Genomic DNA, 23,070 nt, shown 5'->3' with positions numbered 1-23,070 from the left:
CGAAGCTCTCAGGGTTTCCGGGTATTTGCCCGGGCCGTCCCATGAAATAGGTAGGGCCCGCGACGGGATTCGGACACGAGAAGACGTAGCGATCACATGCAGAATTTCAGATTGAAAAAGGGATTGGACCTGCCGGTGAAAGGCGCACCGGTTCAGACCATTCATCCCGGCCCGGCAATCGGCTCGGTGGCCGTTCTGGGCGCCGATTATCTGGGGCTGAAACCCCGGATGCTGGTTCAGGAAGGCGACGAGGTTCGCCGGGGCACGCCGCTCTTTTGTCATAAGGACGCGCCCGAGGCGATGATGGTGGCACCGGTGACGGGCCGTGTCGCCGCGATCAACCGGGGCGCCCGCCGGGTTCTGCAAAGCGTTGTGATCGAGGTGACCGATGCCGCCGATCCCGGCCTCGATTTCGCCACCACCGGCAACGGCAAGACGCGTGAAGGGCTGATCGAGAAGCTCTGTGCCGCCGGTCTGTGGACCGCGTTCCGCACCCGGCCCTATTCCAAGATGCCGGTGCCGGGCGAAACGCCCGACGCGATCTTTGTCACCGCGATGGACAGTGAACCGCTGGCCGCGGATGCCGCCACCATCATCGCCGACGCGGGCAGCGCCTTTGCCAGCGGCCTGGCGGCGGTGGCGCTGCTGAGCGACGGGCCGACCTGGCTGTGTCACAAGCCGGGCGATGCGATCCCGGGCGGCGATGTGGCGGGCGTATCGGTGGCCACCTTCGACGGGCCGCACCCGGCGGGTCTGGCGGGCACCCATATCCATTTCCTGGCGCCGCTCTCGTCGGAAAAGTCTGTCTGGACCATCGGCTATCAGGACGTGATCGCCATTGGTCGGCTGCTGGAAACCGGCCATCTCGACCCGTCAATCGTGATCGCTCTTTCCGGCCCCGCCGCGCGCGAGCCACGCCTCATCCGCACCATCATGGGCGCCTCGACCGGCGATCTGACCACCGCCGAGATCTCGCTTGACGCGCCGGTACGTGTCATCTCGGGCTCGATCCTGAGCGGACGGCAGGCCGAAGGGCCGTTTGGCTATCTAGGTCGGTTCGCCCGGCAGGTGACCCTGATCGAGGAAGACCGCAAGCAGCACACGATGGGGTGGATCCTGCCGATGCCGTCGAAATTCGCGGTGCAGCCGGTGCTGGGCTCGGCCTTTTCGCGCAAACTTTACAGCTTGACCTCGAACCTGAACGGGGGCCGCCGCGCCATGGTGCCCACCGGCACGTTCGAAGAGTTGATGCCGCAGGATTACCTGCCGACGCAACTGCTGCGCGCGCTTCTGGTGATGGATACCGACACCGCGCAGGCACTGGGCGCGCTGGAGCTGGACGAAGAGGATCTGGGCCTTGTCGGCTTTGCCTGTCCGGCGAAATACGAATACGGGCTGGCGCTGCGCGACAGCCTCTCCAAGATCGAAAAGGAGGGCTGAGCCCATGGGGTTGCGCAACTTCTTTGACCGGATCGAGCCGAATTTCACCAAGGGTGGAAAGTATGAAAAGCTGTTCCCCATCTACGAGATGGTCGAAAGCTTTATCTACACGCCCAAGACGGTGACAACGGCGGCGCCGCATGCCCGGTCTTATGTCGATATGAAGCGGATCATGACCTATGTCGTGATCGCCACCATCCCCTGTATCCTGTGGGGGATGTGGAACACCGGCTATCAGGCCAATTCGGCCATCGCCATGCTGGGCACCGATGCGGCCACCGGCTGGCGCATCGCCATCCTTCAGGCGCTTGGCATCTCGCTGGATGCGGCCAACCCGCTGGCCAACGTGGCGCACGGGTTTCTGTATTTCCTGCCGATCTACCTGACCACGCTGATCGTCGGCGGCATCTGGGAGGTGGTTTTCGCCACCGTGCGCGGGCATGAGGTGAACGAGGGCTTTCTGGTCACCTCGATGCTTTATACCCTGATCATGCCGGCCAGCGCGCCCCTGTGGCAGGTGGCGCTTGGCATCTCGTTCGGGGTGGTGATCGGCAAGGAAGTGTTTGGCGGCACCGGCAAGAACTTTCTCAACCCCGCGCTGGTCGGGCGTGCGTTCCTGTATTTCGCCTATCCCGCCAACATGTCGGGCGACAGCGTCTGGACCCCGGTCGACGGGTTTTCCGGCGCCACCGCGCTGGCGGTGTCGGCGGCGGATGGCTATCAGCAGCTGGCGGCCAACGGCATCACCTGGATGGATGCGTTCTATGGCACCATTCAGGGCAGCTTTGGGGAAACCTCTACGCTCGCCTGCCTGATCGGGCTTGCCTTCCTGCTGATGACCAAGATCGCCAACTGGCGCCTGATCGTGGGCTGCATGGCGGGCATGATCGGCTTTTCGATGCTGCTCAATGTCATCGGGTCGGACAGCAACCCGATGTTCGCCATGCCCTGGTATTGGCACCTGGTGCTGGGCGGCTATGCCTTTGGCCTGGCCTTCATGGTGACCGAGCCGGTTTCGGCCAGCCACACCAATACCGGCCGCTACATCTATGGGGCGCTGATCGGGGTGATGGTGGTGCTGATCCGGGTGATCAACCCGGCCTTCCCCGAGGGGATGATGCTGGCCATCCTGTTCGGCAACGTCTTTGCGCCGCTGATCGACTATTTCGTCGTGCAGGCCAATATCAAACGGAGGGCGCGCCGCCATGTCTGAGACCGAGAGCAAGGGCGTGATCGCCCGTTTCCTCGCCGCGCCGCCGGATTCGGTGGGCAAGACCATCTTTGTCGCCGTGGCCGTCTGTCTGGTCGCCTCGATGATCGTGTCCTCGGCCGCCGTCGCCCTGCGCCCGGTGCAAGAGGTCAACAAGCTCAAGGACAAGCAGATGAACATTCTGCAGGTCGCGGGCCTGTTCGAGCCGGGTCAGAACGTGGCCGAGGCCTTCAAGGCGTTCGAACCGCAGGTGCTGGAACTGGCCACCGGCCAGTTTACCGACCAGTTCGACGCGGCCACATTCGATGACAAGGCCGCCGCCAACGATGCCGAACTGAGCCGCGCGCTGAGCGACGACCCCGCCGGGATCGGCCGTCAGGCGCTCTATCGCACCGTCTATCTGCTGCGGGACGAGGCAGGCGGTATCGACAAGGTGATCCTGCCGATCCACGGCTATGGCCTGTGGTCGACGCTTTATGGTTTCATCGCGGTCGAAGAGAACGGCAACGACATCTTTGGCCTGCAATTCTATCAGCATGGCGAAACGCCGGGCCTGGGCGCCGAGGTGGACAACCCGCGCTGGAAGGCGATGTGGAACGGCAAAAGGCTGCGCGACGATGCGGGTGAATTGCAGATCACCGTCGCCAAATCGCAGCCCGCCGCCGGTGCCGATTTCTATGTCGATGCGCTGGCCGGCGCCACGCTGACCTCGGTCGGGGTGGACAACCTGGTGCGGTTCTGGATGGGCGAGCAAGGCTATGCGCCCTTCCTCGAGGCCCTGAAAGCGGGAGAGATCTGATGAGCCAGACCAAGAAAGAACTGCTGGTCGATCCGCTGGTCGACAACAACCCGATCACGCTTCAGGTGCTGGGCATCTGCTCGGCTCTGGCGGTCACCTCGTCGCTGCAGGTTGCCTTTGTCATGGCGCTGGCGGTGACCTTCGTGACGGCGTTTTCCTCCTTCTTCATCTCGATCCTGCGCAACCAGATCCCCAGCTCGATCCGGATCATCGTGCAGATGGTGATCATCGCCAGCCTCGTGATCCTGGTCGACCAGATCCTCAAGGCCTATGCCTTTGAAATCTCGAAAACCCTGTCGGTCTTTGTGGGCCTCATCATCACCAACTGCATCGTGATGGGCCGGGCCGAGGCGTTTGCCATGAAAAACCCGCCGGTCGCCTCGTTCATCGACGGTGTCGGCAACGGGCTGGGATATGGCCTGATCCTGATGCTGGTGGGCGTGATCCGCGAGCTGTTCGGCTCGGGCAGCCTGTTTGGCGTGACCATCCTGCAAACGGTCAACAATGGCGGCTGGTACGTGCCCAACGGTCTGCTGCTGCTGCCGCCATCGGCCTTCTTTGTGATTGGTCTCTTGATCTGGGCCTTCCGTACCTGGAAGCCCAAGCAGGTCGAGGAACGTGAATTCAAGATCCAGTCGGTGGAGGCGCATTGATGGAAGGGCTGATTTCCCTCGCGGTCAAGGCCGTATTCGTCGAGAACCTGGCGCTCAGCTTCTTTCTCGGCATGTGTACCTTCATCGCGGTGTCCAAGAAGATCTCGACCGCACTGGGCCTGGGTATTTCGGTCATGGTGGTGCAGGCGATCACCGTGCCGGCCAACAACCTGCTGCTGAATACGCTCTTGAAACCCGGCGCGCTGGCCTGGGCGGGCTTTCCGGATGTGGACCTGACCTTTCTCGGTCTGATCTCGTATATCGGGGTGATCGCGGCGATGGTGCAGATCCTCGAGATGATCCTCGATAAGTACTTCCCGCCGCTCTACAACGCGCTTGGCATCTTCCTGCCGCTGATCACGGTGAACTGCGCCATCCTGGGCGGCTCGCTGTTCATGGTGGAGCGCGATTACAACTTTGCCGAGGCAACGACCTATGGCCTGTCCTCGGGCTTTGGCTGGGCGCTGGCCATCACCGCGATGGCGGGCGTGCGCGAGAAGCTGAAATATTCCGACGTGCCGGACGGGCTTCAGGGTCTGGGCATCACCTTCATCACCGCGGGGCTGATGGCGATGGCCTTCATGTCCTTCTCGGGCGTCAAACTGTAAGGGGGCGGACAGATGGAAACCTTTTCGCTGGGCGTCGTCCTCTTTACCCTGATCGTGATCGCGCTGGTTACCGTGATCCTGATGGCCCGTTCGCGGCTGGTCTCGACCGGCAATGTCAACATCACCATCAACGGCGAGAAAACCATCTCGGTCCCCGCCGGTGGCAAGCTGTTGCAGACGCTGGCGGCTGAAAAGCTGTTTGTGCCCTCGGCCTGCGGTGGCGGCGGCACCTGCGCGCAATGCCGGGTCAAGGTGCATTCGGGCGGCGGCTCGATCCTGCCGACCGAGGAAAGCCATATCACCAAGCGCGAGGCGTCTTGCGGTGACCGCCTGTCCTGTCAGGTCGCGGTCAAGCAGGACATGGACATCGAGGTGCCTGAGGAAGTGTTCGGCGTCAAGAAATGGCGCTGCAAGGTGCGCTCGAACGACAACGTCGCCACCTTTATCAAGGCGCTGGTGCTGGAACTGCCCGAGGGCGAGAACGTCAATTTCCGCGCCGGCGGCTATATCCAGATCGAGGCGCCCGCGCACCAGCTGTCCTATACCGATTTCGATGTTCAGGACGAGTATCGCGAGGACTGGGACCGCTTCAATCTGTGGCAGTACAAATCCGTCGTCGACGAGCCGGTCGAGCGCGCCTATTCGATGGCGAACTACCCCGAGGAGAAGGGCATCATCATGCTCAACGTCCGGGTCGCCTCGCCGCCACCGGGCAGCAGCGACATTCCGGCGGGCAAGATGTCGTCCTACATCTTCAACCTGAAACCGGGGGATGAGGTCACCATCTCTGGCCCCTTCGGCGAGTTCTTTGCCCGTGATACCGACAAGGAAATGGTGTTCATTGGGGGCGGCGCCGGCATGGCGCCGATGCGCAGCCATATCTTCGACCAGCTGAAGCGGCTGAAGAGCAAGCGCAAGATCTCGTTCTGGTACGGCGCACGGTCCAAGAAAGAGATGTTCTTTGTCGAAGATTTCGACATGCTGGCCGCCGAGAACCCGAATTTCGAATGGCATGTGGCCCTGTCGGATGCGCAGCCCGAGGATGACTGGAAAGGTTATACCGGCTTCATCCACAACGTGCTGTTCGAAGAGTATCTCAAGAACCACCCCGCGCCCGAGGATTGCGAGTTCTACATGTGCGGACCGCCGATCATGAACCAGTCGGTGATCAACATGCTGCTGGATCTGGGCGTGGATCGCGAAGACATCATGCTCGATGATTTCGGGGGATGAACAAGAAACACCGGTGCCGACAGGCACCGGTGTCTTCGTTTCCATCACCAAGATTATTCGACGAATAATCTTGGGAGAAAATTCGTAGAATTTTCTTGGGCGCCGCCCTAGCCGACGATCATCTGCTTCATTTTCAGCGCCTCGTATTCAAGCTCGCGCAGGCGGAAATTCACCACATCGCCGATTGTCACCATGCCGCAGAGCTTGCCGTCGCGCAGCACCGGCAGGTGACGGAACCGGCCTTCGGTCATCCGTTTCAGCACTGCGTTCAGCGTTTCGTCCGGCGCACAGGTCTGGACCTCGCGTGTCATCAACCCCTCGACCTGTTGCGGCAGCGTCTGGCCCGGCGTGTCCGCCATGCGGCGCACGATATCGCGTTCGGACAGGATACCCACCAGGGCGCCGTTCTGGTCGGTCACCAGCACCGCCCCGATCCGCTTGTCCTTCAACACGTTGACGACCTGCCCGATCGTGTCGCCCGGCCGAACCGAGAACACCGCGTCGCCCTTGCCGCCGAGCAGATCGGCAACGGTCGATTGCGACTGTGCCAGGTTCGAACTGGCCGACTGGCTATAGGTCGTCTTGTCGGCCTTGTCGCCACGGGTCGGGGCCTGATATGAGGATGGGGCCATGGGCTGGGTCTCCTGCTTTCTTGTTGCGGGTCAGCCCATCTTACCCCGGCATCCCGATCCGCAAAGGGCCAATCGGCCGCAGCCAGGACAAAACCGCAGCCAGCCCATGTTCGACACCCTGTACCTGACCCCGGCCAGCGCGGCGCTGATCTTCTTTGTGGTGGTGGTTTGTGGCCATGGCTACCGCAAGAGCTGGAAAGCCGAGCCACCCGCGCCGCGCTGGCATCTCTGGGCCTATGGGGTGCCGGCGGCAATCGGCCTTCTGACGCTGGCCTTCCTGCCGCTCAAGGGCTGAGCCGGTTTGACTCCACCGCGCCGCTGGCCTATGCCGCAGCAGCGAAATATCCGAGGTTGGCCCATGTCCCGTTGGCTTGCACTGCCCGTTGCCCTCATGCTGTCCGGCTGTCTTTTCGATGCCGAGCCGGAGGTGGTGAAACTCTCTGGCGACACGATGGGAACGACCTATCATATCACGGCCATCGGCGAAGACCTGGACCCCGAAGCGCTGGGGGCCGCGGTCGAGGCGACATTGGCCGACGTCAATGCCAAGATGTCGAACTGGGATCCGAAGTCCGAGGTTTCGACCTTTTCGGCCCGCGCGGACACGGCGCCGATGCAGGTCTCGCCGGAATTCGTCACAGTGATCGGGGCCGCAAACGAGGTTCATGAAAAATCGGGGGGCAAGTTCGACATCACGCTGGGCCCGCTGATCGAGCTTTGGGGTTTTGGCCCGCGCAAGCCCGAGGATCCGATCCCTTCGGATTCCGAGATTACCGCTGCGCTTGAGGGCGTTGGACAGGCAAGGCTGCTGACGCTGGACCAAGCCACCAGCACGCTGGCCAAGGCGCGGCCCGAGACAGGTATCAACCTGAGCGCAATCGCCAAGGGATACGGTGTCGATGCCGTGGCCGAGACGTTGCGCGGGTTCGAGATCGACGACTACATGGTCGAGATCGGCGGCGATCTGGTGACACGCGGCAAGAACGACAAGGGCGAGGCCTGGCGCATCGGCATCGAGCGGCCCGACCATGGCGCGCAGAGCGTGCAACTGGTGGTACCTGTCAGTGATTACGGCATGGCCACCTCGGGCGATTATCGCAACTATTTCGAGCATGAGGGTCAACGCTATTCCCACATTCTCGATCCGGTAACCGGGCGCCCGGTCACCCATCGCACCACCTCGGTCACCGTGATTGCCGACAGCGCCATGATGGCCGATGCCTGGGCCACCGCGATGCTGGTTCTGGGGCTGGACCAGGGGCTGAAGGTCGCAGAGGCGCATAAACTTGCCGTGTTCTTCATCGAAAGGGATGCGCAGGGCGGCGCCGAGGCTTATATGACGGCGCAGAGCAGCGCATTCGCCGATCTGCTCAACGCCGCCGACTGACACCGCGAAAGGGTTTCGCCATGACGACCTTCCTGCTGGCCTTCTTTCTGCTGATGATTGTCGTGCTGGGAATGTCTCTGGGCGTGATGCTTATGGGCAAGCGGATCAAGGGCAGTTGCGGTGGGCTCAACGCGATCTCGGGGGCGGACCGCTGCGTCGTCTGCTCCAAGGAGATCGATCCCGACAGCCCGCTGCGTGAGCGGCTTCAATGCCCGCGCGCCCGCAAGATGGCAGAGCAGCTAGAAGCGCAAAAGGGCAGCTAATCCTGCTTTTGGCTGGTCAAGGTATACGGTCATAGACGGGTTTATACCAGCGAGAGCCCTTGCGCTGGTGCTGTTCCGTCTCGCGCTGTTTTATCCGTTCAACCGGTCGAGCCGGGCCTGAACCGAAAGGCCGTGCGCCTCGAGGCTTTCCGAACGCGCCAGTTGCGCCGCCGCCGGGCCGATGGCGCGCAGTGCCTCGGGGGTCATGCGCGACAGGGTGGTGCGCTTGAGGAAGTCCATCACGCTCAAGCCGGAAGAGAACCGGGCCGAGCGCGCGGTGGGCAACACGTGGTTCGGGCCACCCACGTAATCGCCGATCGCCTCGGGCGTATACTGGCCCAGGAAGATGGCGCCGGCATGCACGGTTTTGGCCGCCAGCGCCTCGGGATCGGCGACACACAACTCCAGGTGCTCGGGTGCGATCCGGTTCGACAGCGCCGCCGCCTCGTCCAGATCCGCCACGGTGATGACGGCGCCGAAATCGCGCCAGCTGACCCCGGCGATGGCGCGGCGTTCCAGTGTCTCCAGCCGCTTGTCCACCGCATCGGCCACCGCCCGGCCAAAGGCCGCATCGTCGGTGATCAGGATCGACTGGGCGCTTTCGTCATGTTCCGCCTGAGAGAGGAGATCGAGCGCGATCCAGTCGGGGTCGTTGTCACGGTCTGCAATCACCAGAATTTCCGAAGGGCCTGCAATCATGTCGATGCCCACCTTGCCGAACACCCGCCGCTTGGCCGCCGCCACAAAGGCGTTGCCGGGGCCGGTGATCTTGTCGACCGGGGCGATGGTGTCGGTGCCATAGGCGAGTGCGGCAATCGCCTGCGCGCCGCCGATGCGATAGACCTCGTCAACGCCCGAGATCTGCGCGGCCAGCAGGACCAGCGGGTTGACCTGCCCATCCGGCGTGGGCACGGCGATGGCCAGACGGCCGACACCCGCCACCTTGGCCGGTATCGCGTTCATCAACACCGACGAGGGGTAGGAGGCCAGACCGCCCGGCACGTAAAGCCCTGCCGCCGAGACCGCCGACCAGCGCCAACCAAGCCGCGCGCCAGTGTCGTCGGTCCAATCCGCGTCCTGTGGCATCTGCCGTTCGTGATAGGCCCGGATCCGCGCGGCGGCCAGTTCCAGCGCGGCGCGTTCGGGGGCGGGCACCTCATCGACCGCCTGTGCGATCTCTTCGGCAGAGAACCGCAGCGTCTGTGGTGTCAGCGCGATACGATCGAACCGCTCGGTCAGCTCGATCACCGCCGCGTCGCCACGGGTCCGCACATCGGCAATGATGTCCGCCACCACCGCATCGACATCCGGGCTGTCCTCGCGCTTGGCACCCAGGAGGGCGGCAAAGGCGGTCTCGAAATCGGGCTGACGGCTGTCGAGGAACTGGGGCATCTGGCTCTCCTTTGGCGCTGACATAACCGGACTGCCCGCTCGCCTCAAGCGTCACACGCTGCGGCGCGGCAGCGCGCGGCGGGCTTTATCGTCGACAGCGTTCAGCAGGCGAGCGTCTTGGTCATCGGATGGCCCAAAATCCAGCGACCTTTCCGGGCTGGGCCATCGGCCTGCCAGCCCCGCGCCAGATAGAAATCGCGCGCCGTCGCAGTGCTGGTCAAAACCCCGCGCGTGATGCCCTGATCGGTCAACCGCGCCTCCATCCCCGCCAGCAGGGCGGTACTGGCCCCCTGACCGCGACAGGCGGGATCAACATAGTTGAGCGTGATGCGCCCGGTACCAGCGCCCCGGTCGACCTCGGCCAATGCGCCTACGGCCGCAATCTGACCAGCGCGGATGAGCAGCCAGAACTCCCAACCCTCTGCCATCATCTGCGCGCGCAGCGCCTGCGGCGTCTTGTTGGCGCACCTGCGCGCAATCGCCTCGGCATCGCCGCCATGATCGGCAGTGCATAGCTGGCTGATCGAGCGGGTCAGCACCCGCGACATGTCGAAAAGGTCAAAGGGGGTGGCCCGGCGCAACAGCTCGCCCCCGGTGTCGGCGGGGGAAAAGGCCTGCGATATCCCCCGCTTGTTCTGCATCAGTCCGAGTGATGCGGGGCCTGGCGCGAGGGGGCCAGATAGGGCCGGGTCACGTCCTTGAGCGTGACGTCCACCGCTTCGACCATCAGCCGGATGGCGCCATCGCCCGCCAGCGTCAGGAGGAGCTGCCCGGCGCCATCAGTGTCCGGCTCGAATGTCACGGACAGCAGCGACAGAACGGTATCGGTGTCGGACCGGTCGATACCCTGACTGGCAACGCCCAGCACGCTGTCGATCACCAGCAGCGACTGCACCCGCTCGTACCCGCGCCCACGCTTGTCGGCGGCGGCGCGATCCTCCCACCGGAACCGGTTCAGCAGCAGGGCAAACCGGCGCGAGCCGGGTCGCCAGGACATTTCGGTGATCGGAAACACCGCGTCCTGTACCAGGGTCGAGATGATCTTGAGGTCCTCGCCATCCTCGGCGCCCAGGTTCAGCGGCGCCTCGCGCCCGTCCTTGAATGTTGCGTCCGACATCAGCCTTTGATCCGTTCGATTTTGGCGCCCACCGCTTCGAGCTTTTGCACCACATGCTCATATCCGCGGTCCAGATGATAGACCCGGCTGACCAGGGTTTCCCCTTCGGCGGCCAGCCCCGCCAGGATCAGCGACACGCTGGCGCGCAGGTCGGTGGCCATCACCGGCGCCCCCTTCAGCCGTTCAACCCCGCGCACGGTAGCTGTCCCGCCATGTACCTCGATCCGGGCGCCCATGCGGGTCAGTTCGGGCGCATGCATAAACCGGTTCTCAAAGATCTTCTCCTCAAGCACGCTGGTGCCTTCGGCCGTACACAAGAGCGCCATCATCTGGGCCTGCAAGTCGGTGGGAAACCCTGGGAAAGGCTCGGTGGTGACATCGACGGCCGAGACGCTGCCATTGCGGCGGCTGACCTTGAGGCCCTTGTCGGTCTCTGCAACGTCGATACCGGCGGCGTCCAGCTTTTCTACAAAGGCGCCGATCAGGTCGAGCCTGCCGCCCAACAGCTCGACCTCGCCGCCGCAAATGGCGGGGACCAGCATATAGGTGCCCAGTTCGATCCGGTCGGTCACCACCTGGTGAGTGGCCCCATGCAGCCGGTCGACGCCCTGGATTTCGATGGTCGAGGTGCCCTCACCCGCGATCTGCGCGCCCATCGCGCGCAGGCAGTGCACCAGGTCCACGATTTCGGGTTCGCGCGCGGCGTTCTTGAGTACAGTGGTGCCCTTGGCCAACGTGGCGGCCATCACCATGTTCTCGGTCGCGCCGACCGAGGCAAAGCGCATCTCGTGTACCGCTCCTTTCAGCCCGCCGGGCGCCTTGGCGTGCAGATAGCCGTCGCGCAACTCGATCTCGGCCCCCAGCGCCGCGAGCGCCTCGATATGCAGATCCATCGGCCGGGCGCCGATGGCACAGCCACCCGGCAGCGAAACCACGGCCTGGCCCAGCCGCGCAAGCATCGGCCCCAGCACCAGATTCGAAGCGCGCATCTTGCGCACGATATCGTAATCGGCGGTGTGACTGGTCAGGTCGTGGCTCGACATCGCCAGCACCTTGCCGTCCTGCAGCGACGACACCTCGGCCCCCAGCGACTGCAACAGCAGCGTCATCGTCTTGATATCCGAGAGGCGCGGCGCGTTGGTCAGCGTCAGCGGTTCGTCGCTGAGCAGCGTAGCGGGCATCAATGCGAGGCAGGCATTCTTGGCCCCTGCAATCGGAATCTGGCCATTCAGCGGCCCATTGCCGGTAACGAGAATCGAATCCATCTGCTCTTAACCTTTTTTGTTTTGGTCCGCACCGACCTGGGCGGTTCGTGCCTTGGCCTGCGCCTTGCGCCGGGCCAGATTGGCCTTGAGCGCGGCCTTGAGCCTGTCCTCGCGGCCAGCGGGTGCGGATTTGCTTTTCGAAGGGTTTTTTTGCTCTGCCATGACCTTTCTCTACAGGAGGCGAAAAAAACCGTCCAGATGCCCTTGCGCCGCGTTTCGTTTGAGTCTAATCACCCGCTCACCGCGACGCTGCGAGCCCGGATATGGAGATGGCCGCGTCGGCACAGTGAGTTACCTTGGCTCAGGGGAATGACATTCCCTAGTCATGGGCAGGCTCAAAGTTGTGAAGGTGTTGAAATAGAGGGTTCATTCAGAGCCCGCTTGAAACGGTGTAACGCCGGGGATAGCAATCTGAAGAAAGGTGTGCTGCTGTAGCTCAGTGGTAGAGCACTCCCTTGGTAAGGGAGAGGTCGACAGTTCAATCCTGTCCAGCAGCACCAGAAACTCCTGAAAACAAACGAAAAATCCACTCTCTTAAACGGATTTGTCTACCCATCCAGCAATGCTGGATAAGTGCTGGATGGGTGTTCCTGATTTGGTCCCGTGTCTGCTTGTCTGGGGGAGCAGACCTACGGCGATTTTTCTCTCTTCGGACTTATCACCGCGTTCGCAAATGTTGCCGCCACCGTGCTGGACGAAAGGGTTTGCATCGCGCGCCTCCTGGACGCCGAGCACACTTCTTCGATTGCCTGAGCACCGTGTCATCGCCGATCCCAAGGCCCAAACGGTGCAAGAGCAGCGCAGCAGACCGCCCGCCGGTCGCATGCCCAAGATGGCCGACAATCCCCCCGACACGTGAGGTGCGCCGCGGATAGGGGCGTGCAATCGAGGCGATCTGGTTAGAGAAAGCCCGGCGCGGGCAAACGGGCGGAAAACGTCGCAACGGCAAACCACAAGATCAACCATTACCTTGTCTCCATGCGCGGAATAATCTTTGAGACACCGACGCTGCCAGCCGTGACGGTGTTGTGAATGCTATCCATAGTCTGGGCAGATGCCGTTTGGTGCGAAACTGCCCGCTACAATCCACCCGCTAGATTCGCTTTGCGCAACGCTTTGAACCGAAACATCGCCTCCGGGCAACCTGTGCCTCTTCGAAATCATGACTATCCCTTACGATTTTTCAAATATCAGGTTAGTGTCGCCACACAAATTGAGGATGACCCGGTGAAAGGCCAAAAGGATACGTGTGTTATCGTGAAGCGATTGGATACGAATGCAGCGACCGTTAGACGCCCAATGATCTCGAAGTCCCGGGGCGGATACCCGGCTGCAAGCTCAGTCTGACGCTTTGGTATGGCTGCCCAACAAAATCGACCTGGCTCTTGGGTCCAGTTTCGCCGAATTGATGTCGTAGCGACCGACCTTACGCATCACATCTCTCAATGAGTCAAATTCGTCTAGATAGCGCCATACGATGGGCGAGGTGAAGGGGGTGCGCTGGCGGCTTGTGATGCCGAAGGTGGTGCCGCGCAGGTACTGCAGTTGACCGCGACCGACCGGGTAAAGGACTGTCTCGACCAAAGCGTCCCGGGCCAGTGACTGGTACTCCAAAACAAAGATCCTATTCCCCAGCATCGCAACCCGACCCTCATATTTTGACAGATAGAGACTGCCGTCGTCAGGGTCGACCGAGCGTTCGAAAGATCGGGAGCGCACCATGCCGTCGAATTCATCCAAGCGAACAATCGCGCAGATGATCGAGTTCTCCCATGTTTCAGTAAGAAAATAGCTCAAATAATAGCCCAGATAACGACGAAGCGGGATAGTCTGACCGCGGAAGGCCGCGTCGAACCCGCCTCTTTGTTGACTGCCCCGTTGCGGACCCGCCAGTTTACCCGCAACCGAGGGGTGGCATTCGAATTCGTCGATCGGCAGGTGAAACTCGGCCGGACGCACGCCGAAATGTGTGGCGATCTTGCGCAAGTTGGCCGGTGAGGGACGTGCTGCGCCGCTGAGATACTTGCTGAACTGTTGCCGGTTGACGCCGATCTGTCGGCAGATGGCCGAGACCGAGGATTCGGTCGAGCACAAGAGCTTCAGGTTTGTCGCAAAATCATCTTCCATCGGCACGCCCGTCCACGCGTATTCCGATCCAGATTAGTTTGCGACATGAAGTCAGAATAGCATAAAATCGCATACACATGCTAAAGCTTGCTAAATTGCTGAAAAGCAGCACCTCAGATGAACTCCGTGACAACAAATGCGTCGGGTAGGCGCTTACTCAGTCAGGGAGACAATCAATGACCACACCCAATATCTCATGGACCAGAATCGGCCTGCCGCGTCGGTCTTTCCTGAAGGGCGCGACCGCGCTTGGAGGCCTGGCGGCTACGGGCCTGATGCTGCCACGCCCGGCCCATGCGGCAGAGGGTACGCTAAAGACGCGCACCTATGCCGACATCCGGTCGATGGACCCGGCGTTCAGCCAGGGCGTCGTGGATGAGGAAATCCAAGCCGCGATCTACAACAAGTTGATCCAGTATAATCCGGGCCGCCAATGGGGGTGGCAGCTGGACGCGGCGGACATGATCGAACAGGTCGACGACACGCACATCAACTTCGCGCTCAAGGACACGATCGGCTTCACGAATGGCTTTGGCGCGATGACGGCCGAAGATGTGAAATTCTCATTCGAGCGGATCATCGACGACACGCTTGAATCGACCAACAAGCCAGACTGGGGCCCTCTGGACCATGTCGAGGTGACGGGAGAGCGGACCGGAACAATCGTTCTGAAGAACGCGTTTCAGCCGCTGTGGTCGATTACGCTGCCCTATATCGCGGGAAACATCGTGTCGAAAGCGGCGTTTGAAAGCGTCGGCGGCAAGATAGACACCCAGCCGGTGGCAACTTCCGGCCCCTATCTGCACGCTGGATGGGAACAGAAGCAGAAGACCACCTTGCGCCGCAACCCTGACTGGCAGGGCGAACCGGCTGCCTTTGACGAGATCCAGATCTACCACATCGATGACGAGAAAGCGGCAGAGATCGCCTTTGAAGCAGGCGAGATCGACTTCACCCGCGTCAGTCTGGATTCGGTAGAACGTCTGAAGTCGTCGCCGATCGAAGGCACAACCCTCGACGAGTATCCATCGCTCTATTACGTCTGGGTCGGCATGAACCTCGACAACCCGAAGATGGCCAATCCGAAGCTGCGGCAGGCGATCCAGTATGCCATTGACGTGCCAACAATCATGGCGGCAGCCTATTTCGGCGCGGCGGAGCCGTCGACAGGGATCATCGCGCCGGGCCTGCCGGGCCATCGCGAGACCTCGCTGACGGGTGCTGCCGCCAATTTGGAGAAAGCGCAGGCGCTGATGGCGGAGTCCGGCGAGGGCAACGTATCGCTGACCATAAGTGTCCTGAACAAATCCGCGAACGTCACCGCGGCACAGATCATTCAGGCCAACCTGGCCGCCATCGGCATCACGCTGGAGATAAGCCTCCATGAAGGCGCGACCTTCTGGGAACTCGGAAGCGACGCCAACGTCGAAATGGTCCTGAACCGCTACTCCATGACGCCGGACCCCTACTACGCGACGTCCTGGTTCATCAGCGAACAGGCCGGCATCTGGAACTGGGAGCGTTTCAAGAACGAGGAGTTCGACGCTCTGCACCTGACCGCACAATCCGAGGCCGATCCGGTCAAGCGGGCTGAGATGTATGTCCGCGCACAGGACCTGATGGAAGAAAGCGGTGCCTACAAGTTCCTGACCCATGAAGCGACGCCGGTGATCTACCGAAACAGCATCGTTCCGGCGCTGCGCCCGGATGGCCTGCCACTCTACCGATACTTCGGCGCGGCCTGAGGTTCCTCCCTGAACCTACGGGGCGCGGCTCAACACCGCGCCCCCCTTTTCAAGACAGGGAGACAGGTAGGCAATGTTGTCATACGTCATCAAAAGGATCGGTCTGGCGGCAGTCATCACGGTTCTGGCCGTAAGCGCGCTGTTCCTGATCGTGCACATGATCCCCGGCGATCCGGTGTCGACTATGCTGGGGCCCCGCGCGACCCCGGAAATGCGCGCGGCGCTCGAGGCACGGATGGGGCTCGACAAGCCGCTGATCGCTCAAATCGGCCTTTTCTTCGCAAACATGCTGCGGGGCGATCTGGGCATGGACGTGTTTTCCAACCGTCCGGTGACGGATATCGTGTTGAATCAGGTGCCCTATACGTTGACGCTGATCCTAGTTTCCATCAGCTGGTCGGCGGTTTTGGGTATTGCGCTTGGCTGCTACTCTGCCGTGAACCGTAATTCCCTCGGCGACCGCTTGACCGGAATCCTCTCCGTTTCGGTCATTGCGGTTCCGGCCTTTGTCGTCGCGCTCTATTCGCTGCTGATCTTTGCGGTGAAGCTTCAATGGTTTCCGGCTATCGGGGCGGGCGACGCTGGCGACTGGGGCGATCAATTGCATCACCTCGTCCTGCCAAGCCTGGCCATAGGTCTCAGCTGGGTCGGCTATGTTGCACGGCTCGTACGGGCCTCGATGCTGGAAGTGCTGGGCGAGGGGCATATCCGCACCGCGCGCGCTTTCGGCTTGCCAGAAAGACGGATTGTCTTTGGCTACGCGCTGCGCCTTGCCATCCTGCCCACCGTGACTGTGATCGGGGTCGGCATGGGCTTCCTGCTGTCAGCGGCGGTCTTCACCGAGATCGTCTTTTCCCGCCCTGGTCTGGGCAAGCTGGTGATCGACAGCATCACCACCCGTAATTACCCGGTGGTCATGGGTTCGGTCCTGTTTTCCACTCTGATCTTCGTCGCCTCGACCACGCTGGCCGACATCATCAACGCCATTCTGGATCCCCGGATCCGTGCCGGCAAGTGAGGGCCCAACCATGACCGACTTGACCGTGCCAAAGCCCCGTTCCGAACTGGGAGAGATCGTCTACCACCTTGTGCGCGATCCGCTAGGGCTCACGGGGCTTGTGATCGTGCTGCTGATATTGGCGTCTGCGCTCTTTGCCCCTTGGATCGCACCCTATGATCCCATCGCGCTCAATGTGCCGGACCGACTGCAAGGCCCCGGAGCTGCGCATCTGCTCGGGACGGACCAGCTTGGCCGCGATACGTTTTCACGGGTGATCTGGGGCGGACGCGTGGCGCTTCAGGTGGCGCTTCCGACGATCGGAGGGGCGATCCTCATCGGTCTGCTATTGGGAATGATCGCAGGATACGGACCGAAATGGATCGACAACCTGATCGTGCTCCTGTTCGACACGGTCCGATCCTTCCCTACGGTCATGTTCGCTCTGGCCGTGGTGGCGCTGGTCGGGCCCAGCCTGAACACGGTGATCGTCGTGATCATGGTGACGTCGGTTCCCACTTATGGACGGGTCGTCCGGACGTTGACGCAATCGCTGAAAGAGGCCGAGTTCATCACCGCCGAGAAATCGCTTGGCGCGTCCACCCCCCGGATCATGACGGTTCATATCCTGCCCAACGTGCTGGGGCCGCTCGCGGTGCTGGCGGCAATGGATATTCCAACCGTCGTGGGATTGGAGGCCGGCCTTTCGTTCCTTGGCATGGGGGTCAAACCGCCGACGCCGTCCTGGGGCTCGCTTCTGAACGATGGCTACAACCTGATCCGCAACACGCCGTGGCTGATCATTGCGGGGGGCATTCCACTGATCCTGACAACAATAGGGTTCACCTTTCTGGGCGAGGCGCTGCGGGATGTGGTCGATCCGAAACTGCGCGGCAAGGGAGGCAAATGATGGCCGTTCTTGATATCCAGAAGCTATCGGTCAGCTATGCCACCCCTCGCGGAGAACTGAAGGCACTGCGCGACGTCTCCATAACCGTGCCGGATCGCAAGATCGTCGGCATCGTCGGAGAGTCGGGCTGCGGGAAATCCACTCTCATCTCCGCGATCATCCGGCTCATGGCGCCCAATGCGCATGTCGGTTCGGGGCAGGTGGCGTTCAAGGGAGAGGATCTTCTGACCAAAGGCGAGGCGCAGATTCGCGCCCTGCGCGGCACCCAGATTTCCATGGTGTTCCAGGACCCGATGCAGACGCACAACCCGGTGCTGACCGTCGGACGACAGATGATCGACATCCAGTACCGCGACGCCCTGTCCAAGGCCGAAAAACGCAAGCGCGCGGTGGACATGCTGGCGCTGGTCGGCATCCCGGACCCCGAGGCGCGGCTGAATCAGTATCCTTTCGAATTCTCCGGCGGGATGCGTCAGCGGATCGCGATCGCCATGGCGCTGATGGCAAGGCCCGCGCTTCTGATCGCCGACGAGCCGACGACCGCGCTTGATGCGACGCTGGAGGTGCAGATCATCAAGCGGTTGCGTGAATTGCAGGATGAGATCGGGTGTACGATCCTGTTCATCTCGCATCATCTGGGGGTCATCGCCGAGCTTTGCGATGAGGTCGTCGTCATGTATGCGGGCGAGGTCGTCGAGGCCGGGTCGGTCCGCGACGTGTTCCATAGCCCGGCGCATCCCTATACGCGCGCCCTTCTGGAATGCGATCCCGGCCACATTAAGGAAAAGACCCGCAACCTGCCGACGATCCCCGGCAATATCCCCGATCTTGTGAACCTGCCCTCGGGCTGCATTTTTGCGGCGCGGTGTCCGCGACGGTTTGATGCCTGCACGGCGCGCCCCGCGATGGCGGAGGCCTCGGCCGGACACGGGACGGCCTGTCATCTGATTGGCATGGAGATGACGGCATGAACACGCTTCTCGACATCAGCGATGTGGTGGTGCGGTTTGGCGTGCGCGGCGGGGTCTTCCGCAGCGCAGGCACCATTGACGCAGTCTCGGGCGTGAGCCTGAAGATCGAAGAGGGGCAGACCTACGGCATCGTGGGCGAAAGTGGATCGGGCAAGACCACGCTTGCGCGGGCGGTGGCGGGGCTGCATCACGCCTCTGAAGGCTCGATCCTCTATCGCGGGAAGGAACTGCGCAACCTGCCCGAGACGCAATTCCGCAAGTTGCGGCGCGAGATCGTGATGATGTTCCAGGACCCCATCGGTTCGCTGTCCCCGCGCCTGTCGATCAAGTCGCTGATCACGGAACCTTTCCGCATACAGGGCATGACCGACCGCGATCTCGATGCCGAAGCACGGCGGCTCTTGCAGATGGTTGGCCTGCCGCCCGAGTTCGCCGCGCGCTACCCTTACCAGATTTCCGGCGGTCAGGCGCGGCGTGTTGGCGTCGCGCGAGCGTTGGCGCTGGACCCGAAGCTTTTGATTGCGGACGAACCGACGGCTGGTCTCGATGTATCCATTCAGGGAGAGATGCTCAATCTTCTGGCGCGGCTTCAGGATGAGCTGGGGCTGGCCATCATGATCATCACGCACAACCTCAACGTCGTACGCCACATCACCGACCGCGTCGGTATCATGTATCTGGGCAAACTGGTTGAGGAGGGCGATACGGACACCGTTTTCGCCAGCCCGCAGCATCCTTACACACTAGCCCTGCTGGCAGCCAACCCGGAGCCGGACCCGGATGCGCAACTGATGCGGATCGAACTTCAGGGCGAGCCGCCGAGCATTCTCCGCCGCCCAAAAGGGTGCGAATTCCACACCCGGTGTCCGTTTGCTCAGGCCCGGTGCGCAGCAGAGGTCCCTGACTGGCAGGTCAAGGGCGCGGCGGCGCATCGCTGTCACTTCCCGTCCGCGTGGGAGGAAAACCGGATGGAGAAGCTATGACGGGAACGATCTTTGCAGGTGGGCCCATCCTGAGCATGGATGCGGACGACACCCGCCCAGAAACCATCGGTATCCTTGCCGACAGGATCGTATCTGTCGGCGCGCTTTCGCATGTCCGTAATGTCCTGCCGAATGCCGCTTTCTGTGACCTTGCGGGTCGCGTTCTGATCCCGGCCTTCATCGACTCGCATGGCCATTTTCCCGACAGCGCCATCGTCTCTCTGCTGCGTGTCGATCTGTCAGGCCGCGCCGGTTGCCGAAGCCTTGCCGATGTCCGCGACCGCCTTGCAAGAAAGGCTGCGCAAACACCGTCCGGAGACTGGGTGATGGGCGCGGCGCTGGACGAGTGTCAGCTGAGCGAGCGGCGCATGCCCACACGGGACGAGCTGGACGCGGTTTCGACCGACCATCCGATCTGGGTGATCCACGCCTCGGGGCATTGCGGGGTTGCGAATTCGCTGGCACTGGCGCGACAGGGCATTGCCGAAGACAGCGCCGACCCGGACGGGGGGCGTTTTTTGCGCAACAGCGCGGGCCGCTTGACTGGGAGGATCGAGGACCTGTCGGCCATGGGAGAGATGGGCGACACGCATTTTCTTCTTGATGACACCTCTTTCCAACGATGCTTTGCGGCGGCGCGCGAGGAATACCTCGCACAAGGAGTGACATTGGCCCAGAACTCCTGGGCGGCGGCGCCTTTGCTGCATCTATTCAGGGGCATGGCGGAACGGGGCGATCCGGGGATCGACCTGATCCTTTTGCCCGTGGCGGAAATCGAACCGGAGTTCTCGCGCACAGGGAGCGGCAGCAACTGGCCGCAAGGGCCGATCGCGCTAGGGCCACGCAAGCTTCTGACGGACGGATCGTTCCTCATGCACACGGCCTTCCTGACCATGCCGTATCTTGATACGGGTGATACCGGGCTGGCCTATATGGACCGTTCGCTACTGTTTTACGAAGTTGAGAAGCTGCATCGTCTGGGGTTTCAGATCCATTGCCACTGCAACGGAGACGCGGCGTCCGACATGTTCCTCGATGCGGTCGAAGAGGCGCAGTCCAATGATCCGCGCGCCGATCACCGGCACACGATCATCCACGGACAGGTCATGCGGCGGGACCAGATCGTGCGCTGCGCGGGTCTGGGCGTTACCGTCAGCTTCTTCCCGGCCCATATCTGGTACTGGGGGGATCAGCATCACGACGAGATTCTTGGCCACGCGCGTGCACAGCACATCTCGCCCACCGGCTGGGCCGAGGCCGAAGGCGTGCGGTTCACCATACATAATGACGCATCCGTCACACCGACGCGCCCGCTGGAACTGATCCACACGACGGTCAGTCGCCGCACACAGAGCGGGCGTGTGCTTGGCCCGGAACAACGTCTGTCGCCGCTTGCTGCATTGCGCGCCCACACAATTGATGCCGCATGGCAAGTGTTCTACGAAGAGGAGCGCGGCTCGCTGGAGCTGGGGAAGCTGGCAGATCTGGTGATCCTGGACGCAAATCCGCTGTCGTGCCCGGAGGCGATCGCGTCGATCAAGGTCAGCGAGACATGGCGGCGTGGCGCACGGGTCTATCAACGCAATGCAACGAAAGTAGGTGCACCCGCATGAGCTACGCCCTATATGTCGGGAGGAACCATAGCCGCACAGGTCATGCTTGGCTCGGCGGATACGGTGACGAACCCTCGTCGCACTGGCTCGAGATCGTGCCCGCGACCGATCATGCTCTGGGCAGCATGATCGAGGTCGGCGTCGGGCCCGAGGCGCATATGCCTGGGCGCCGGATTTCCGTGCCGCAGGCCGCGCATACGCTGCGTCACATGCGGGTCAGCTATTCCTACTACCTCGGTGTGCCAGCGCCGATCACAAACGGCGGTTTGAACGAGGCAGGCGTCGCTGTGCGGGATGTCTGGTCAACTTCGCGCCGCGACCTCATAGAGATGACGCCGAAGGACCAGCAAGGGCTCAACTATAGCGATCTGGCCCGCGTGGTTCTTGAACGCGCGACCAGTGCACGTGGCGCGGTTGAGCTGTGTGCCGATCTGATCGCAGAGCACGGTGAAGCAACTTATGGCGGCAATTCCCACATTTTCGCGGATGCAGACGAAGCCTGGGTGATGATCCAGTTCGCGGGTGGGCAGGGGCTATGGGTGGCCGAGCGCCTTGGTCCAGACAGCATCCGTGCCTCCCGCCCCGGCTATGTGATGGAGGTGCCGGTCGACGACCCTGCGCATCCGGACTTCCTGTGGTCACCCAACCTTGTCAGCTTTGCTCGTGCGCAAGGCTGGTATGATGGTGGCCCGTTCAACGTCAATGCCATTTACGGCGATGATAAGGGACGCTGGGACGGCATCGCCTGGATCGAGGCCGAGATGCAGACCCGCGCAGCGCGGCCAGAGAAGATCGGGCTCGAGGACATGATCTGGGCCATCCGTACCGAGAAGCTGACCGGGGACACCGCCGGTTATGGCCAGGTGGTTCCCTTGACCTCTTCTGCCGATCCAGCTCTGGCCGTGATGTGGCACGCGGCATGCGGTGCGCTGGCCGCGCCGTTTTCGCCGGTCTTTCTGGGGCAGGAGGTGATCCCGCCGGAATACAGTGCTCACCGTTACCTGACGACCGGCGAATCCCATCGGTTTCAGGATATTCGCAAGGCGGTGAGTGGTGGGATTGATACGATTTCACTGGTGCCGCAGTTGCACGAGACCTCCGTCGGGGCCTTTCAGGACAGCAAGCGCCTGATGTATCTGATGCAACTCCTTGGAGATGCCACTCTTGCGCCCGTGCACGAAGCTTTCGGTAGGCATGAAGCGCGTGTGTCAGATCTGTTGCAGGCTCATCTGCATGTAGCGGAGGAGGCCATTCGCGCGGGGCTATACGCGGAGGCGATTGCGGTTCTGTCGGCATTTTCCAACAGTGAACTGATGTCCGCGCTGTCCCTGACGCGCAACCTTGCCACGGGTCTTTCGGTTCAGGCGACGGTTGCAACGCCGTCAGATGCGCAGGGCTCTCCCATAGGGTTCAACCAAATCTGGTAGCCCACAACCGTTGCGTCGTGGTTGGGCCTCCTACACGCAGCGCCAAACGTGATCTCGTAATATCTCGACGTGAAAAACTCGTGGCAGGTCTGAGCGAGCGAAAGAATGGTTCATTCGGCGTCACTCAAAGGCTAAGATCATCACGTCGAGCGATCCAAATGGATGACCAATGAGCAAGGCGAGCGAGAGAGGTGGTTCGGTTTGTTTGAACAGGTTTCGGGCGTTCTGTAGGTGTTTTTCCGCCTGGGTTACGCCGCTGCCGCATCAGGTATTGGCTTGTTGAAGTAGGCCTGATCGG

The 23,070-nt window shown here is 62.0% G+C and carries 23 protein-coding genes and 1 tRNA gene; 17 read left to right on the top strand and 7 right to left on the bottom strand.

Features of this window, described 5'->3' with window-relative positions; all coding sequences use genetic code 11:
• The first annotated feature begins 96 nt into the window (after positions 1-96).
• The 6 genes from AC2FNY_RS20670 to nqrF are packed head-to-tail and all read left to right on the top strand — an operon-like array spanning position 97 to position 5,943.
• The gene (locus AC2FNY_RS20670; RefSeq protein ID WP_496803617.1) at positions 97-1,440 is read left to right on the top strand and encodes a Na(+)-translocating NADH-quinone reductase subunit A; all 1,344 of its coding nucleotides are present in this window, start codon (positions 97-99) and stop codon (positions 1,438-1,440) included.
• A gap of 4 nt (positions 1,441-1,444) precedes the next feature.
• Complete coding sequence (locus AC2FNY_RS20665; RefSeq protein ID WP_496803616.1) at positions 1,445-2,653, top strand: NADH:ubiquinone reductase (Na(+)-transporting) subunit B; 1,209 nt, start codon at positions 1,445-1,447, stop codon at positions 2,651-2,653.
• Positions 2,646-3,449 (top strand): Na(+)-translocating NADH-quinone reductase subunit C, encoded by an 804-nt coding sequence (locus AC2FNY_RS20660; protein ID WP_496803615.1) that lies wholly within the window; start codon positions 2,646-2,648, stop codon positions 3,447-3,449. The genes AC2FNY_RS20665 and AC2FNY_RS20660 overlap by 8 nt, the downstream gene beginning before the upstream one ends.
• A complete protein-coding gene (locus AC2FNY_RS20655; protein ID WP_234140225.1) occupies positions 3,449-4,102 on the top strand; it encodes an NADH:ubiquinone reductase (Na(+)-transporting) subunit D in 654 nt (217 codons plus the stop codon). The genes AC2FNY_RS20660 and AC2FNY_RS20655 overlap by 1 nt, the downstream gene beginning before the upstream one ends.
• Positions 4,102-4,710, top strand: coding sequence for an NADH:ubiquinone reductase (Na(+)-transporting) subunit E (gene nqrE / locus AC2FNY_RS20650; protein ID WP_011241816.1), 609 nt, complete (start codon positions 4,102-4,104; stop codon positions 4,708-4,710). Before AC2FNY_RS20655 ends, nqrE begins: the two co-directional genes overlap by 1 nt.
• A gap of 12 nt (positions 4,711-4,722) precedes the next feature.
• Positions 4,723-5,943 (top strand): NADH:ubiquinone reductase (Na(+)-transporting) subunit F, encoded by a 1,221-nt coding sequence (nqrF, locus tag AC2FNY_RS20645; RefSeq protein WP_496803614.1) that lies wholly within the window; start codon positions 4,723-4,725, stop codon positions 5,941-5,943.
• A gap of 107 nt (positions 5,944-6,050) precedes the next feature.
• Here nqrF and AC2FNY_RS20640 read toward each other — a convergent pair whose 3' ends face one another.
• Positions 6,051-6,575: a CBS domain-containing protein gene (locus tag AC2FNY_RS20640; RefSeq protein ID WP_234140222.1), complete on the bottom strand. Its 525-nt coding sequence runs from the start codon at positions 6,573-6,575 to the stop codon at positions 6,051-6,053.
• Between the two features lie 106 nt (positions 6,576-6,681).
• Here AC2FNY_RS20640 and AC2FNY_RS20635 point away from each other — a divergent pair, with 106 nt between their 5' ends.
• From AC2FNY_RS20635 to nqrM, 3 genes are all read left to right on the top strand, one after another.
• Complete coding sequence (locus tag AC2FNY_RS20635) at positions 6,682-6,870, top strand: hypothetical protein (RefSeq protein WP_234221135.1); 189 nt, start codon at positions 6,682-6,684, stop codon at positions 6,868-6,870.
• Between the two features lie 63 nt (positions 6,871-6,933).
• The gene (locus AC2FNY_RS20630) at positions 6,934-7,962 is read left to right on the top strand and encodes an FAD:protein FMN transferase (RefSeq protein WP_234168145.1); all 1,029 of its coding nucleotides are present in this window, start codon (positions 6,934-6,936) and stop codon (positions 7,960-7,962) included.
• A gap of 20 nt (positions 7,963-7,982) precedes the next feature.
• Positions 7,983-8,225 carry a (Na+)-NQR maturation NqrM gene (nqrM, locus tag AC2FNY_RS20625; RefSeq protein ID WP_234163592.1) on the top strand — a complete coding sequence of 81 codons (243 nt, stop codon included), beginning with the start codon at positions 7,983-7,985 and terminating at the stop codon, positions 8,223-8,225.
• A gap of 90 nt (positions 8,226-8,315) precedes the next feature.
• Here nqrM and hisD read toward each other — a convergent pair whose 3' ends face one another.
• The 5 genes from hisD to AC2FNY_RS20600 form a co-directional block, all read right to left on the bottom strand.
• On the bottom strand, positions 8,316-9,617 hold the full coding sequence (gene hisD, locus AC2FNY_RS20620; RefSeq protein WP_496803613.1) for a histidinol dehydrogenase: 1,302 nt from the start codon (positions 9,615-9,617) through the stop codon (positions 8,316-8,318).
• A 101-nt stretch (positions 9,618-9,718) separates the two neighbouring features.
• A complete protein-coding gene (locus tag AC2FNY_RS20615; protein WP_496803612.1) occupies positions 9,719-10,258 on the bottom strand; it encodes a GNAT family N-acetyltransferase in 540 nt (179 codons plus the stop codon).
• Positions 10,258-10,734: a DUF2948 family protein gene (locus AC2FNY_RS20610; RefSeq protein ID WP_234145745.1), complete on the bottom strand. Its 477-nt coding sequence runs from the start codon at positions 10,732-10,734 to the stop codon at positions 10,258-10,260. Before AC2FNY_RS20610 ends, AC2FNY_RS20615 begins: the two co-directional genes overlap by 1 nt.
• A complete protein-coding gene (gene murA / locus AC2FNY_RS20605; protein ID WP_496803611.1) occupies positions 10,734-11,999 on the bottom strand; it encodes a UDP-N-acetylglucosamine 1-carboxyvinyltransferase in 1,266 nt (421 codons plus the stop codon). Before murA ends, AC2FNY_RS20610 begins: the two co-directional genes overlap by 1 nt.
• A gap of 6 nt (positions 12,000-12,005) precedes the next feature.
• Complete coding sequence (locus tag AC2FNY_RS20600) at positions 12,006-12,161, bottom strand: hypothetical protein (protein ID WP_234140210.1); 156 nt, start codon at positions 12,159-12,161, stop codon at positions 12,006-12,008.
• A gap of 263 nt (positions 12,162-12,424) precedes the next feature.
• Between AC2FNY_RS20600 and AC2FNY_RS20595 the strand changes: the two genes are divergently transcribed.
• Positions 12,425-12,499, top strand: a tRNA-Thr gene (locus tag AC2FNY_RS20595).
• 838 nt (positions 12,500-13,337) lie between these two features.
• Here the strand turns inward: AC2FNY_RS20595 and AC2FNY_RS20590 are convergent.
• Positions 13,338-14,126, bottom strand: coding sequence for a helix-turn-helix domain-containing protein (locus AC2FNY_RS20590; RefSeq protein ID WP_234140209.1), 789 nt, complete (start codon positions 14,124-14,126; stop codon positions 13,338-13,340).
• Positions 14,127-14,302: 176 nt separating this feature from the next.
• Between AC2FNY_RS20590 and AC2FNY_RS20585 the strand changes: the two genes are divergently transcribed.
• From AC2FNY_RS20585 to AC2FNY_RS20555, 7 genes are all read left to right on the top strand, one after another.
• Positions 14,303-15,871 carry an ABC transporter substrate-binding protein gene (locus tag AC2FNY_RS20585; RefSeq protein ID WP_234140208.1) on the top strand — a complete coding sequence of 523 codons (1,569 nt, stop codon included), beginning with the start codon at positions 14,303-14,305 and terminating at the stop codon, positions 15,869-15,871.
• A 73-nt stretch (positions 15,872-15,944) separates the two neighbouring features.
• A complete protein-coding gene (locus tag AC2FNY_RS20580) occupies positions 15,945-16,889 on the top strand; it encodes an ABC transporter permease (protein ID WP_496803610.1) in 945 nt (314 codons plus the stop codon).
• A 10-nt stretch (positions 16,890-16,899) separates the two neighbouring features.
• A complete protein-coding gene (locus tag AC2FNY_RS20575; RefSeq protein ID WP_234168150.1) occupies positions 16,900-17,778 on the top strand; it encodes an ABC transporter permease in 879 nt (292 codons plus the stop codon).
• On the top strand, positions 17,778-18,749 hold the full coding sequence (locus AC2FNY_RS20570) for an ABC transporter ATP-binding protein (protein ID WP_496803609.1): 972 nt from the start codon (positions 17,778-17,780) through the stop codon (positions 18,747-18,749). The genes AC2FNY_RS20575 and AC2FNY_RS20570 overlap by 1 nt, the downstream gene beginning before the upstream one ends.
• Positions 18,746-19,732, top strand: a complete 987-nt coding sequence (locus tag AC2FNY_RS20565; protein WP_234140204.1) for an ABC transporter ATP-binding protein — start codon at positions 18,746-18,748, stop codon at positions 19,730-19,732. Before AC2FNY_RS20570 ends, AC2FNY_RS20565 begins: the two co-directional genes overlap by 4 nt.
• Positions 19,729-21,345: an amidohydrolase gene (locus tag AC2FNY_RS20560; RefSeq protein ID WP_496803608.1), complete on the top strand. Its 1,617-nt coding sequence runs from the start codon at positions 19,729-19,731 to the stop codon at positions 21,343-21,345. Before AC2FNY_RS20565 ends, AC2FNY_RS20560 begins: the two co-directional genes overlap by 4 nt.
• The gene (locus AC2FNY_RS20555) at positions 21,342-22,772 is read left to right on the top strand and encodes a C69 family dipeptidase (protein ID WP_234168155.1); all 1,431 of its coding nucleotides are present in this window, start codon (positions 21,342-21,344) and stop codon (positions 22,770-22,772) included. The genes AC2FNY_RS20560 and AC2FNY_RS20555 overlap by 4 nt, the downstream gene beginning before the upstream one ends.
• The last annotated feature ends 298 nt before the right edge of the window (positions 22,773-23,070 follow it).

Source organism: Ruegeria sp. BHSC223 (assembly GCF_059613025.1).
The sequence above is the reverse complement of the archived record's forward strand: the minus strand, read 5'-3'. Positions and strand labels throughout refer to the sequence as shown.